We start from the raw sequence: 12,929 nt of genomic DNA on the forward strand, positions 1-12,929 counted from the left end.
CCAGCGATGGTGCCCGGGGGCGGAATCGAACCACCGACACGCGGATTTTCAATCCGCTGCTCTACCCCTGAGCTACCCGGGCATTCGCTGCGGCGACATCTATAGCGCGATGCGCTTGAGACGGCGAGCCAATGAAGGCGGCGCTATGGCGAAGCTGGACGCGGTTGGCAAGAGGTTTTGCATGCCCTGTGCCGACTGTTTTGCCCGCATCGTTAGAAATCATCATTCAGATCGCTGTCCATTCCGCGTGCGGCGATTTCTGCCGGTTCCACAGGCTCACCCGGAACCGCATATCCATCGCCAAACCATTTGGCGAGATCACGGTCGCGGCAGCGCGACGAGCAAAAGGGTTTGAACTCGCTTGAACACGGTTTTTTGCAGATGGGGCAGGGTTTTGTGATCTTGGTCATTGTTCAACGATTTGGACATCAGGCGCGTCCAGCGCAAGTCTCGGATCGCGCTCGATCTTCAGGCTCCAGCCTGTTCGGCGGCGCAACTCGTCGAGCCATTCATCGCAAAGTGCTGAAATCACGCGCGGATGGGCTCGGAGCAGCATGATCCCGGCTCCGCCACCATGTTGCTCTGCCCGTCGTAACAGCCACCGGGCGGCAGCTCCTTCTCTGTGAAGCTGCTGGCGATGAAGCAATGATGGCGCTCCAACCCGCGAAACAATCTGGACAAAGCCGAATCCGTTCAGCGCGGTGCGCTCATGCGGCCAGTCACCGATCGCTTCTCCGAGCGCGAGGTCCAGCTCTTTGCGGTCTGACCGCTTGTCCAGCGTCGGAAAATCGATGCCGATCGAGCCGGAAAGGTCCATGCATCGGATCGCTTTCCCGATCCATTCTGTGCCTTGCATGGCCAATTGCTTGGGCGGCAATTCTCCATCGATATCGATGAGAGTCATCGCGGGTGTCGGACTGAGTTGCAGCGACCCGCCCGAAAAATGCATTTCGCCCTCCCACGCACCTGCGCGCAATTCCTCCCAGACATCGCGACCGAGCGTGTTGACGCGGCGAGCATCGAGCCTCTCGCGGAGCGAAGGGGCGGGGCGGCAAGGTTCATCGGTTGGCTCTAGCTGGGCCAGCTTTGAACGACCGGATTCGCGCCTCGCCGAACGCTTCACCCGAAAGCGCATCGTGGCTCCTTCGCTTGCCGACGTTGGCAGTTTGTCGATCAGCGCTTCGGAGCCATCGGGCAATCTCGCCACCCCACGTCCGACCACTCGGCCTTTGCGTAAGTAGACTGCTTCGATCACGGAACCGGCCGCAATTTCGCCCGGCCAATCGATCTTTGCCGCGACAACCTGCCCGTTCTCAAACAGAACTGCCCGATCCTCGCCGATCCCCTCTTCAATGAGCCACTCAGCCAATGGCAAACCCCGCCGATTTCAGCAGCGCGCGGGTTTCGTAAAGCGGCAAGCCCATCACGCTCGAATGGCTGCCCCGCATCCACCGGATCAGCGCCTCGGCCGATCCCTGGATTGCGTATCCGCCCGCTTTGCCGCGCCATTCATCGCTGGCGATGTATGCGTCGATCTCCTGTGCGCTCAAGTTTTTGAACCGCACCACATTTTCCGACAGGCGTTCGCGAATTGTGCCGTCGGGTGCGCGCAATGCAATGCTGGAGAGGACTGTGTGCCGCCTCCCGGACATCAGTTTCAGGCATGCCCGCGCCTCTTCCTCTGTTTCGGTCTTGGGAAGGATGCGCCGCCCGCACGCGACCACCGTGTCGCCCGCTAGTACGAAGCCAGGTGCATCGATCGCCTCGGCTTTTTCGCGGCCCATCCGTGCCGCGTACTCCTTTGGCAGCTCTTGATGTCGCGGCGTTTCATCAATGTCGGCAGGTGCCACCGCATCTGGCGCAATGCCCAATCGACCCAACAGCTCAAGCCGCCGGGGGGATGCAGATGCCAATGTCAGATGCAGCGCTATCATCAGCGCTGAGGTTTACTGCGGGCCGGGACCGCCGCGGCCCGGCATAAAGCGATAGGTGATCCGCGCCTTGGTAAGATCATACGGCGTCAGCTCGCACAAAACCTCATCACCCACCAGCACGCGAATTCGGTTCTTGCGCATCTTGCCAGCGGTGTGGCCCAACACTTCATGGCCATTTTCAAGCTCAACCCGGAACATCGCATTGGGCAGCAATTCAACCACGCGCCCGCGCATTTCGAGGAGTTCTTCTTTCGCCATGTATGTCCCTTGTGTTGGCCGTAGTTTTGATTGGTTTTGTAACGTAATCTGTCAGTCAGGTGGCGCCCTTTAACGATCAGGAGAACAAAAGGGAAGCCTTGTGCGTTAGGCCCTGAAGCATACCCGAGTTGGAGCGCATAGGTGCCTCAGAAGCATCGTCGGCCACGATATGGGTACAAAGTGATACAATTCAATGCTTTGTTCGTCACGTACTACTGGTCAAAAGGCACAGCATGATCCTCTCCTCTTGCCTTATCAGGCGACGACGCCTGTTTCTTTTGTCGGGTGTGTGTGCCGGCAGCCTCACCTGTGCACCGCTTGCAGCACAAGATGATCTGCGCGGGCCAAATGCGGGCGACGAAAGCACTGCTTCACAACAGGTACCCGAGGAGCATGAGGCCGTCGTCGGTTCGGGCGGTGAGATTATCGTGCAGGCGGACAGGCTTCGCGGGCAGCTTGATGTCGAGCAGGAGCCGCTGCTTGAGCTGTCGGAAGAAGATATCGCGGCAGAAGGTGTTGCTTCGATCAGCGATCTGATCACCCAGATCACCGCGCGCACAGGTTCTGCACGCGGGCGTGGCGGCGGCGTTCGGCCAATAATTCTTGTGAATGGCATCCGCGTTGGCTCTTTTCGCGAGCTGGCGTCTTATCCATCCGAAGCGTTGAAGAAAGTCGAAGTCTTTCCAGAAGAGGTTGCCCTGCGTTTCGGCTTCGGCCCGGATCGCAGGGTTATAAATCTTATCCTTAAAGACAATTATCAGAGCCGCGAAGTGGAGTTCGAGTTTGAAGGGCCATCTCGCGGCGGGTATTTCGTGAATGAGCAGGAATTCGGGTACCTTCGCATCACGCCTGAGGGTCGCTTCAGTATCAATCTCGAAGCAAACGACACATCGCTTCTGACCGAAAGCGAGCGCGACATCATCCAGACGGAAGGTTCGCTGTCCGATCTCGCCAGCGATCCTGATCCGGCGGAGTTTCGGAGCCTTGTGAGTGACAGCCGCAGCCTGGAAGCCAATGTCAGCTGGGCCAAAGCAATCATAGAGACTGGCACAACACTTTCCGCCAATGTCAATTATGATCGCAGCGACACGCGCAGCCTATCGGGCCTGAACTTCGTGACGCTGACAGACAGCGGGAATAACAGTGTCTCGCGGACATTTGGCGAAGACAGCCCGCTTGAAAATCGCAATTCAACCGATGTCTTCTCGAGTTCTGGCTCTCTGAGCAAGCGAGTGAACGCTTTCCAACTCACCAGCACTTTCGATGCGTCGCTGACCGAGAGTGAAACAGAGATCGACCGGCCGTTTGACGTGAGCGGACTTGTTCAGGATGCGGCAGCTGGCCTCATTGCTCAAGACGTTGAATTGCCAAGCAACGCGGACAATGGGTTCGATATTGCGCAGTCTCGTACAATCGCCGGGGAAACCGTCACCACGCTGAACGGGCCGCTGGCAAATTTGCCGGGCGGCGAGTTGCTGGCGACATTTGATGCGGGCTATAGCTGGACCAATCTGGAGACGTCCGACACCCGCACTTTTGCCGAAAGCGATCTGACGCGCGGCACCTTTGCGACGGGCGTGAATTTGACAATGCCCATTACGTCCCGTCGGCGCGGCTTTGCCGATGCTTTGGGCAGCTTTACGCTGAACGCACAAATTGGGCTCGATCACCTGTCGGATTTCGGCACGCTGGGTGACTACACGGTGGGTCTCAATTGGACGCCATTCGACGGGATTGATCTTTCGGCGACCTATATTGAACGTGAGGTGGCACCCGATCTTTCAGCGCTTGGCAGTCCCACGATTACCACTTTCAATGTGCCGGTGTTCGATTTCACCAATGGCGAAACCGTGCTTGCAACCGTCACGAGCGGAGGCAATCCCGATCTACTGGCGGAAACACAGCGCGATTGGAAATTTGCAGCGAATTGGGATCTGCCTTTTTGGGACAATTCTCGCTTCACCATCGAATACATCCGCAACCGCTCAGATGACGTAACGAGCGCTTTTCCTCAGATCACGCCGGATATTGAGGTCGCTTTTCCGGGGCGGATCACTCGCGATGCGAATGGCGTTCTGACGGCGGTCGATCAACGCTTTGTCACCTTCGCAGAGACGCGATCAGACAGATTGCAGTTCATCCTATCGACAAGGGGCAGTTTCGGCGGGGGTGACCCATCGGGTGGAAGATCAGGAAATCGCGGTGCTGCTTCAGATCGGCCCACGCCTCGCGCAGCGCCCTCGGGGAGCGCGCCCTCGAAAGAGCGCCGAGCAGCTTTCATGGCGTTTCGCGAAAAGCTATGCGCCGATGGCGGTGCAGCATTCTTATCGCGCCTGATCGAGCGGGTAGAGGCTGGCGAAGGCTTGTCGGAGGAGATCCCCGGCTCCAATCTGCAGCGCATGCAATCCATGCTCGATCGCGCACGCGGCGATGATGGTTCAATCGATCCCGAGCGGCTTGCCATGATACGAGAGCGGATTTGCAGTATGAACCCAGCCGCCATGCGCCGGGGGTCGCCTGTAGCAGGGAATAACGATCAACAGAGCAACCCGCAAAACGGCAGCCAACGTCGCCGAGGCGGTGGCAGTTTAATCGGTGCTGCGTTTGGTGGAAGAGGAGGGGGCAGGCAGGTTTGGCGCTATTTTGCGAACCTGACGCACACGATCGAACTGCAAAACGAGATCCTGATTGCCCCCGGCCTTGCGCAACTCGATCAGTTGGATGGTGATGCCACCAGTGCATTCGGCTTTCCGCGCCATTCAAGCAGGCTCGAAGCGGGATTGTTCGGCAATGGCATCGGCGCGCGGCTTTCGGGGCAATACACCGGGACTACGCGCCTGAACGGTTCAGGCCTTCCAGGGAGTTCAGACCTTTTCTTCGGAGATCTGGCAACCTTCGACTTGCGCCTGTTTACCAATATCGATCAATTGCTTGGCAGTGAAAGCTCACTTTTGAAAAACCTGAGGGTCTCGTTCCGAGCAGACAATCTCTTTGACGCGCAGCGCCGAGTGGTCGACGAAAGCGGTGCGACGCCCGTCAATTACCAGCCATTCGTAATCGATCCCACAGGCCGATTTGTGGGCGTTGATATTCGGAAACTGTTCTAGCTGAAATTCAGCCGGTTATCAGTGCAGCTTTGTCCTCGGGAACATCCATTTTTGGCTGAGTGAAGGCCGGAATGGGGCCCATTTACCCTCTGCCTGCGACAGCCTGTCCGCCATCGCAACCATCACCGAAGGATTGACGCCAAGCCCCAAATGGCTCGCGTGAACCTCAATATTTTCGCTAGGGTGCTCGCCTTCTGCTTGAAGGCTGCCGTGCCAGTGCACCACGCCATCGGTCTTTGTATAGATCGAAGTTGTCGGCAGCGGCGGAGCGGTTTCCAAATCAAGGAAGCGACCATCGCGCATCGGCTCTGGCTCTTTGCCGTTCAGCCGCTCGAAGAGTTTGCGCGCATTGGTGTGATTACGATCGTTCGAGATCGGGCTACCAAGGCTGATCACTAGCCGCGCTTTGTCAGGGTGCAATTTGGCGATCTCGCGCGCCAGCACGCCGCCAAGGCTCCAACCGATCAGCGAAACCTTGCGACCCGATGATTTGTGAAGACGCAGCAGCTGACCTTCAAGCCGGTGTAGCAGCGCATTATCAACCCGGATGTTGCGGCCAGAATCCCAGCCATGCGCATCATAGCCAAGCTCTCTCAAAAGGCCGCGCATTGGGATTGTTGAACTGTTCGAAGCCATAAAGCCCGGCAGGCACATCACCGCGTGGCCATCGCCTTTGGGAAGCGAAGTCAGCAGTCGCCGGCTGGCGTAAAACATTCCCAGTTCGAACATCGCGCGCCCTTCTGCGAGCGTCCAGATGCGTTTGGGTGGGACGGCTTTGGGTGCCGCTCGATCGCTGATTGGTATGCTTGCCATTCTTGTATTCCTCTCAAGGGCCCTTTGGGCATTTTGCGACCTGCTCTTGCGGCAAGCTTATCGTGTGAAATAGGGTTCTAATTCGGTTTGGTTTTGCGCCTCATCGTCGTAGTCGGTTTGCGCTTTGCCGGGCCTTTTGCGGCTCGAGATTGTCTTGCTGTCGCTTTCTTGGCCGCAGGTTTTGCTGGCGACGCTTTCTTCGCAGCAGGTTTCTTCACAGTCTTCGCTGCTGCCAGCATCTCATCAAAGCTTTCCTGTAGACACTCAGAGTAGAACTCCGGATCGGGCATGATATCGCGGCAGGCGGTAAAGCTGATATAGGCTTCATCGACATAGCTCTGAACGACGTGCGCAAGGCCCAATCCGTCTGTCAGGCAGATAAGCGATAATGCCATGCTCTCCATCCGCGCACCTGCCGAATAGATCGGCACTGGCGGGCCGGGAACATTGGTAACGACCGTGTTGAACGGCATTGCGACCCGGTGGGCAAGGCTGACGCGGTTAAAGAGCTGCGCGCCCAAGGCCATGTAAAGCAGCGGATTAACCTTGCTGACTTCTGTCATGGTGCGCGCGCCGATGGCGTTCGTGAGCGCCTTGGAGTTCTTGGTCCGCTTGAACACGTATTCAAGCCGTTCGGCCGGGTCTCCAATATGCGAACCCAAAGGCGCGATCATGGCGGAAACCTGATTGCCCATGTCGTTCTTTTCATCCGAAGAACGCACTGAAATCGGGGCCATCGCCGTCATCGATGACTTTGGCAGATCATCTTTTGCGGTGAGATATTTGTATAGAGCGCCGCCAATTATCGCGAGTGCAACATCATTGACCTTCGCTTCGGGAAGAAGCGCGCGGATCGCCTTGATATCGGCCAGTGGGAAGCTGCGCCCTTCGACAACTCGATGCGGCGAAATTGAGCGGTTGAACCGCGTGCGAGGCGGTACATAATCGCTCGTAAGCTTAAACTGGCGGGTAACCAGACCTTTGATAGCGCTCGCGACGCCTGGAACGGCCTGGGCTGCAACCTGCGCCTGCTTCACCGGATTTGTGAGGGCGTTGATATAGGATTTGCCGAGTAGCTCGACCGGGCCGGGTACCTTTTCTGGCTTCCACTCATCGGGTGCATTGGGTGGCGGCGCGTTGGGGGCAAGCGTGTGGATCGCCTCCATCATGTCGATCCCGCTCATTCCATCGATGGCAGAATGGTGAACCTTTGTAACAAAGGCAAAGCAACCGGGAGGGTAATCGCGGACATTGTCCAGCCCCTCTACAACGGTGAACTCCCAAGGCGGGCGTGTCAGATCCATTGGGCGTGCATGGATTCGCGCCGTTTGAATACACAACTGCCGCCAATCACCCGGTTTGGGCAGTGCAACGTGGCGCAGGTGATATTCTAGGTCGAAATTCGGATCTTCGATCCAGTATGGATAATCGAGATCGAAGGGTACGCGCACCAGTCTTTGGCGCATCGTCTTCGACAGCTGCATACGTTTGGAAAAGAAATCGAGAATGTCTTTGAAGCGGACAAAGCCGCCGGGCGCCGTTTCCGGATTGTAGATCAGCAGATTGCCGATATGCATCGGCGAATTGGGGGATTCCAACGCGACAAACGAGGAATCCATGCCCTGCAATTGGCGCAAACGGGCCTCCTACAAACAACCTTTCCAAAAGCGGCCTGTTTTCAGGCTCGTATTGGCACGTAGGCATGTTTCAGTGTCATGACAAGCTGACGCACACGGCAAGTGTTGTTCTGGGACGACTTATCCGCGCAATTTTATTACGCGCCTAAACTGCCTGACTGTCGCTTTGCCACCAACCATTGAGCGATATGCTGCGGGCCTGCGCGGTGCCGGCGAGCACCAACAGACCGGCAAGAATGCCGAGGTTTTTGATGAAATTCTGCCGCTCGCGGTCGACCATATCTTCAACCATGGTCCAGAAATCGTGCAGCAAGAAATTCACCAAAAGCACATAGATCACAAACCCATAGGCCACGAATTTCACATGGCGACCAAAGATAAGTAGCAAACCGCCGATAATGTTCACTGCGGTCGAAAACCACATCAAGGGCGCTGCGAAAGGAATGGCGTGGCTTTCCATATAGGCGATTGTTTGGGCAGGTCCCATGGCCTTCAAAAGGCCGGGAGCGAGGAAATAGAGACCCAGCAATACGCGCCCGATTGTGATGCTCAAATGTGACATGATCTTACTTCCGTGTCGTGTTTTTACAAATCGTTTGAATTGGCCAGAGCGTCTCCGCAAGCGACACCGCTCGCCCAGGCCCATTGGAAGTTGTAACCGCCGAGCCACCCTGTCACATCCACCGCTTCGCCAATGGCATAAAGACCCCGGACCCTCTTGGCTTCCATGGTTTGCGACGACAGTTCAGCTGTAGAGATGCCGCCAATCGTAACCTCGGCCTTTGCAAATCCTTCTGTGCCGTTGGGAGAAAAGCGCCAGTCCGACAATCGTTGCTCTACCTTGCGCAAAGACTTGTCGGTGTTGTCGCCTAAGGTGCCAGCGATACCGACTTCCGGGGAGATCCGCTCAGCCAGCGCTTCTGCGAGGCGGTTGGGAAGGCTGTCTGAAAGGATATCTGCAAGCGTTCTGCGCTGATTTTTCTTTTTTTCCTCGATAAGCCAATCGCCACCGGCTTCGGGAGTAAACGTGATCCCAATCTCCTCTCCATGCTTCCAGTAGGATGATACTTGCAGGATCGCTGGCCCGGAAAGCCCCTTGTGCGTGAACAGTGCGGCCTCCTCGAACGTCGCTTTACCCGCCCGCGCGCGAACGGGCGCAGATACGCCTGAGAGCTCGCGGAACAGGACATCCTCTCCGCCGAGCGTCAGCGGGACAAGGGCAGGGCGGGGCTCGACCACTTTGAGGCCAAACTGCCGCGCCAGATCGTAGGCAATGCCGGTTGCCCCCATCTTGGGGATTGAAGGGCCGCCAGTCGCAATCACAAGGTTGGGCGCCGAAAAACGCTTCCCGCTCGCGGAAACGGCGAAGGCGCCGTCCTCCCGCGCAACCGCCTCGACATCGGCGTCGCAGATCACGTTCACGCTCTCGGGGCATTCGTCGAGCAGCATCTGGACAATCTGCTTGGCCGACCCATCGCAGAACAATTGGCCGAGCGTCTTTTCATGCCACGCGATGTCATGTGTATCGACCAGGTCGATAAAATCCTGCGGTGTGTAACGGGCAAGGGCCGACTTCGCGAAATGGGGGTTGCTGGACAGATAGTTCTCGGGGCCTGCGTGGATATTGGTGAAATTGCACCTTCCGCCGCCCGAGATCAGGATCTTCTTTCCCGGTTTCTCCGCCTTTTCGAGCACGGCCACGCGCAGGCTCCTTTTGCCCGCGCGCGCGGCGCACATCAGGCCCGCCGCGCCTGCGCCCAGAACGATAACGTCAAATTGCTCCATTGGGCTGGCGATAGGAGGGTCTGCGCGCATTGCCAATCGCCACTCGCAATCCCTATCTACAGCCCATGTCCAAGGCCAAGGCAGGCACTCCCCACAATCCGCAAGGGGCCGAGCGTTTCAATGAGAAGAACGCGGCTCAAACTGTGTCGCGTGCGCAGCCAAATCTCGAGGCTGGGATTGAAGCGATCCGGCAGGTGGTGAAGACACTGAAGCCGATCCCAGGCGTCTACCGCATGCTCGATGCAAGGGGCGATGTGCTGTATGTGGGCAAGGCGCGTTCGCTCAAAGCGCGGGTTGCCAATTACACGCAAGTCAACGGGCTGACGCAGCGGATTTTGCGGATGATCTCGCAGTGCCGCGGGATGGAGATCGTCACCACCAATTCCGAGGCTGAAGCTCTGCTGCTGGAAGCGCAGTTGATCAAGCGGTTTCGCCCACCCTTCAATGTGCTTCTCCGGGACGACAAGAGCTTCCCGTTCATCCTTCTGCGCGCCGATCACGACTTCCCCCGCATCCACAAGCACCGCGGCGCACGCCGGGCTAAGGGGAATTACTACGGCCCATTCGCGAGCGCTGGCAGCGTCAACACAACGCTTAACGCGCTTCAGAAGCTATTCCTTTTAAGATCCTGCACAGACAGCTTTTTTGACCGTCGTGACCGTCCGTGCCTGCTCTACCAAATAAAGCGCTGCTCTGCCCCTTGCGTGGGCCGCATCAGCGAGGACGATTACGAAGGGCTGGTCAAACAAGCGAAGGATTTCCTCGCGGGCAAATCCTCGCAGGTGCAGGCTGACCTTGAAAAGCAGATGGCCAAAGCGGCCGAAGATCTCGACTTTGAAACCGCTGCCATATTGCGCGACCGACTGCGCGCGGCGACCTTTATCCAGGGCTCGCAAGCCATCAATGCAAGCGGTGTGGGTGACGCTGACGTATTCGCGCTCGCATCGAAAGGTGGCCATGTGGGTGTGCAGGCTTTCTTCATTCGCGGCGGCCAGAACTGGGGGCATCGCGCTTTCTTTCCCAGCCACACCAAAGAAGTGGATGAGGCCCAGGTTCTCGCGGATGTGATGCTGCAATTCTATGAGGAAGTCCCGCCGCCTTCGACAGTGCTGGTGGACCGCGAGCTGCCCGAAGAAGACTTGATTGAAGCGGCGTTGGCAGAATTGGCTGAGAAGAAAGTCGCGATCAGTATCCCGCAACGTGGCGACCGGCGCAAATTGCTTCAACAGGCGCAGAGAAATGCGGTTGAAGCGCTCGAACGGAGGCTGGCGGAGACCGGCACCAAGGCCAAGGTAAACCGCGAGCTTGCCGAATTCCTTGAGCTTAGCGAACCGCCGCAGCGCATTGAGGTTTACGACAACTCGCACATTCAGGGCGCGAAAGCTGTTGGCGCGATGGTGGTTGTCTCTCCAGAAGGTTTTGAGAAGTCGCAATACCGCAAGTTCAACATCAAGACCGCGCAAACGAACGATGATTTCGCGATGATGCGCGAGGTCATGGAGCGTCGGTTCACCCGCGCGATGAAGGATGACCCTGACCGGGAGCGTGAGGGCGTGTGGCCCGATCTGGTGCTGGTCGATGGCGGCAAGGGGCAGTTATCGTCGGTGATGGAGGTATTGGGAGAACTCGGTATCGAAGACCTGCCAGTTATCGGCATCGCAAAGGGCCCACATCATGGACGCGAGGGGCGCGAAGTCTTTCACTTCCCGGACGGCCGTGAAAAGATGCTGCCGACCAACTCGCCGGTTTTATTCTACGCCCAGCGCCTTCGTGATGAAGTGCACCGCTATGTGATCGGCGCACACCGGGCGAAACGCTCCAAAGCGATCACAGCAAGCCCGCTTGACGAAATCCCCGGTATCGGTCCGGCGCGAAAACGCGCCCTGCTGCTGCACTTCGGCACGGCCAGCAAGGTGCGTGCTGCAGCATTGGAAGACCTGCAACGCGCTCCCGGTGTATCAGACAAAGTCGCGCAGCAGATTTACGATTTCTACCACGCGAGTGGCTGAGTAATTGTCGACTGTCATCGTCCCTGCTGAGCAGGCATTCAATGTTGCGTGTCATCGAGACAGGTGTATTATATAAGTATGACACCTAGAATTTTATCAATTGCCGTTCTGTTCGGACTGTCCGCTTGTGCGGCTACTGGATCGAGCATTGAGCCGGCACAAACCGAAGATCCCGCCGAGAACTTTTCTTCCTCGGACTGCGCAGTTGGCATTTACGGTGATGGGGCAGGCGCGTTCGTGGCGATCACTCGGTCTTCTGAAGGTTACCGGCACTCATTCAACAACGGCATCATTGGAGATGCAGCGCCAGACGGCGATCGAGTGGAATGCGGCATAAATTCCGTACGTATCGACCAACGAGAGGTGTGGGATCAGATTCCCATTCGAGAAACAGACACGCGCTTCAAATCCGGCGACGTCACGTTGGCGGGTCGGCTTCTTGAGCCAAGAGACGCCGACACAACAACACCTCTTGTTGTTTACGCCCACGGATCAGAACCGACAGGCTGGATTGGTACGGTTCGTGACCCTTACCAAATGGTCGGACGAGGCATTTCGGTCTTTGTCTATGACAAACGAGGCACTGGGCTTTCGGAGGGCAAGTATTCGCAAAATTTCCCCCGCCTAGCTGATGATCTGGTCGCGGCCTCGACTGAAGCCAAGCGGTTGGCCAGTGGCAAATTTGGACGCTTTGGACTTGTCGGCCTGAGCCAAGGTGGTTGGATTGCGCCGCTTGCCGCTGAACGAGCTCAAGCGGATTTTATTGCGATCGGGTATGGCTTGGTCGCTGACATTCGAGAGGAAGACGCTGACCAGGTTCAAAAAGAGCTTCGCGAGGCTGGCTACAGCTCTGATGTGCTCAATTTAGCGCGTGACATTACCGATGTGACCGCGCGCATCGCGTCGTCTGATTACACTGATGGACTAGAAGAGCTGGCTGAAATCCAGCGTCGATACTCATCGGAAGATTGGTTCTCGGTCATCCGTGGAGGCTACACCGGAGTGCTGCTTAACACGTCGCCAGATGAGTTGCGAGAACGCGGGGTGCCGCAGTTCAAGGATTTGGATATTGACTGGTCTTTGAACCCGATGACCGTTCTTCGCGGCGTTGAAGTCCCGCAGCTTTGGGTTCTTGCCGGGGAGGATCGCGAGGCACCCATCGACCTGACACTTGATCGGCTCCGAACGCTCCGCGGCGAAGGAAGCAATATATCGATCTACATGTTTCCGGACACCGATCACGGAATGTGGGAATATAATCAGGCGCCTGATGGAACGCGTGAATTTCGCCGGGTCACTCAAGGGTATTATGATTTGATGGCGGATTACATCAAAGGCGGTGTTGGGCGGGGATACGGACAGTCTGTGAAAATCGAGGGCGGTTAG

General features: G+C 57.3%; 11 protein-coding genes and 1 tRNA gene. 3 read left to right on the top strand and 9 right to left on the bottom strand.

Annotated elements, in window-relative coordinates:
• Window positions 1-7: 7 nt before the first annotated feature.
• From AUC45_RS14950 to infA, 5 genes are all read right to left on the bottom strand, one after another.
• Window positions 8-82: transfer RNA gene (locus AUC45_RS14950), tRNA-Phe, on the bottom strand.
• Window positions 83-212: 130 nt separating this feature from the next.
• Window positions 213-410 (bottom strand): DNA gyrase inhibitor YacG, encoded by a 198-nt coding sequence (locus AUC45_RS14955; RefSeq protein ID WP_067604350.1) that lies wholly within the window; start codon window positions 408-410, stop codon window positions 213-215.
• Complete coding sequence (locus AUC45_RS14960) at window positions 407-1,369, bottom strand: hypothetical protein (RefSeq protein WP_067604351.1); 963 nt, start codon at window positions 1,367-1,369, stop codon at window positions 407-409. The genes AUC45_RS14955 and AUC45_RS14960 overlap by 4 nt, the downstream gene beginning before the upstream one ends.
• Entirely contained in the window at window positions 1,362-1,934 is a 573-nt protein-coding gene (locus AUC45_RS14965) for a nucleoside triphosphate pyrophosphatase (RefSeq protein WP_197409602.1), read from the bottom strand. Before AUC45_RS14965 ends, AUC45_RS14960 begins: the two co-directional genes overlap by 8 nt.
• A 12-nt stretch (window positions 1,935-1,946) precedes the next feature.
• The gene (gene infA, locus AUC45_RS14970; RefSeq protein WP_007163491.1) at window positions 1,947-2,192 is read right to left on the bottom strand and encodes a translation initiation factor IF-1; all 246 of its coding nucleotides are present in this window, start codon (window positions 2,190-2,192) and stop codon (window positions 1,947-1,949) included.
• A gap of 233 nt (window positions 2,193-2,425) precedes the next feature.
• Between infA and AUC45_RS14975 the strand changes: the two genes are divergently transcribed.
• Window positions 2,426-5,299 (top strand): hypothetical protein, encoded by a 2,874-nt coding sequence (locus tag AUC45_RS14975; RefSeq protein WP_156423903.1) that lies wholly within the window; start codon window positions 2,426-2,428, stop codon window positions 5,297-5,299.
• Between the two features lie 18 nt (window positions 5,300-5,317).
• Here AUC45_RS14975 and AUC45_RS14980 read toward each other — a convergent pair whose 3' ends face one another.
• The 4 genes from AUC45_RS14980 to AUC45_RS14995 all read right to left on the bottom strand — a co-directional run bounded on the left by AUC45_RS14980 (window position 5,318) and on the right by AUC45_RS14995 (window position 9,564).
• Window positions 5,318-6,112, bottom strand: coding sequence for a triacylglycerol lipase (locus AUC45_RS14980; RefSeq protein WP_067604355.1), 795 nt, complete (start codon window positions 6,110-6,112; stop codon window positions 5,318-5,320).
• Window positions 6,113-6,189: 77 nt separating this feature from the next.
• Complete coding sequence (locus AUC45_RS14985; protein ID WP_233998899.1) at window positions 6,190-7,749, bottom strand: wax ester/triacylglycerol synthase family O-acyltransferase; 1,560 nt, start codon at window positions 7,747-7,749, stop codon at window positions 6,190-6,192.
• Window positions 7,750-7,894: 145 nt separating this feature from the next.
• Window positions 7,895-8,311 (bottom strand): DoxX family protein, encoded by a 417-nt coding sequence (locus tag AUC45_RS14990; protein WP_067604359.1) that lies wholly within the window; start codon window positions 8,309-8,311, stop codon window positions 7,895-7,897.
• A gap of 23 nt (window positions 8,312-8,334) precedes the next feature.
• Complete coding sequence (locus AUC45_RS14995) at window positions 8,335-9,564, bottom strand: NAD(P)/FAD-dependent oxidoreductase (protein ID WP_233998901.1); 1,230 nt, start codon at window positions 9,562-9,564, stop codon at window positions 8,335-8,337.
• Window positions 9,565-9,599: 35 nt separating this feature from the next.
• Here AUC45_RS14995 and uvrC point away from each other — a divergent pair, with 35 nt between their 5' ends.
• Window positions 9,600-11,543 (top strand): excinuclease ABC subunit UvrC, encoded by a 1,944-nt coding sequence (gene uvrC, locus AUC45_RS15000; RefSeq protein ID WP_067604361.1) that lies wholly within the window; start codon window positions 9,600-9,602, stop codon window positions 11,541-11,543.
• Window positions 11,544-11,621: 78 nt separating this feature from the next.
• Window positions 11,622-12,929, top strand: a complete 1,308-nt coding sequence (locus AUC45_RS15005) for a S9 family peptidase (RefSeq protein ID WP_067604363.1) — start codon at window positions 11,622-11,624, stop codon at window positions 12,927-12,929.

Source organism: Erythrobacter sp. YT30 (assembly GCF_001542875.1).
Taxonomy (GTDB): domain Bacteria; phylum Pseudomonadota; class Alphaproteobacteria; order Sphingomonadales; family Sphingomonadaceae; genus Erythrobacter.

Bases quoted from the DNA above. Each gene is read 5' to 3' on its own strand.
- AUC45_RS14955 (WP_067604350.1), bottom strand. From the start codon at position 410: ATGACCAAGATCACAAAACCCTGCCCCATCTGCAAAAAACCGTGTTCA.
- AUC45_RS14965 (WP_197409602.1), bottom strand. From the start codon at position 1,934: ATGATAGCGCTGCATCTGACATTGGCATCTGCATCCCCCCGGCGGCTT.
- infA (WP_007163491.1), bottom strand. From the start codon at position 2,192: ATGGCGAAAGAAGAACTCCTCGAAATGCGCGGGCGCGTGGTTGAATTG.
- AUC45_RS14975 (WP_156423903.1), top strand. From the start codon at position 2,426: ATGATCCTCTCCTCTTGCCTTATCAGGCGACGACGCCTGTTTCTTTTG.
- AUC45_RS14980 (WP_067604355.1), bottom strand. From the start codon at position 6,112: ATGGCAAGCATACCAATCAGCGATCGAGCGGCACCCAAAGCCGTCCCA.
- AUC45_RS14990 (WP_067604359.1), bottom strand. From the start codon at position 8,311: ATGTCACATTTGAGCATCACAATCGGGCGCGTATTGCTGGGTCTCTAT.
- AUC45_RS14995 (WP_233998901.1), bottom strand. From the start codon at position 9,564: ATGCGCGCAGACCCTCCTATCGCCAGCCCAATGGAGCAATTTGACGTT.
- uvrC (WP_067604361.1), top strand. From the start codon at position 9,600: ATGTCCAAGGCCAAGGCAGGCACTCCCCACAATCCGCAAGGGGCCGAG.
- AUC45_RS15005 (WP_067604363.1), top strand. From the start codon at position 11,622: ATGACACCTAGAATTTTATCAATTGCCGTTCTGTTCGGACTGTCCGCT.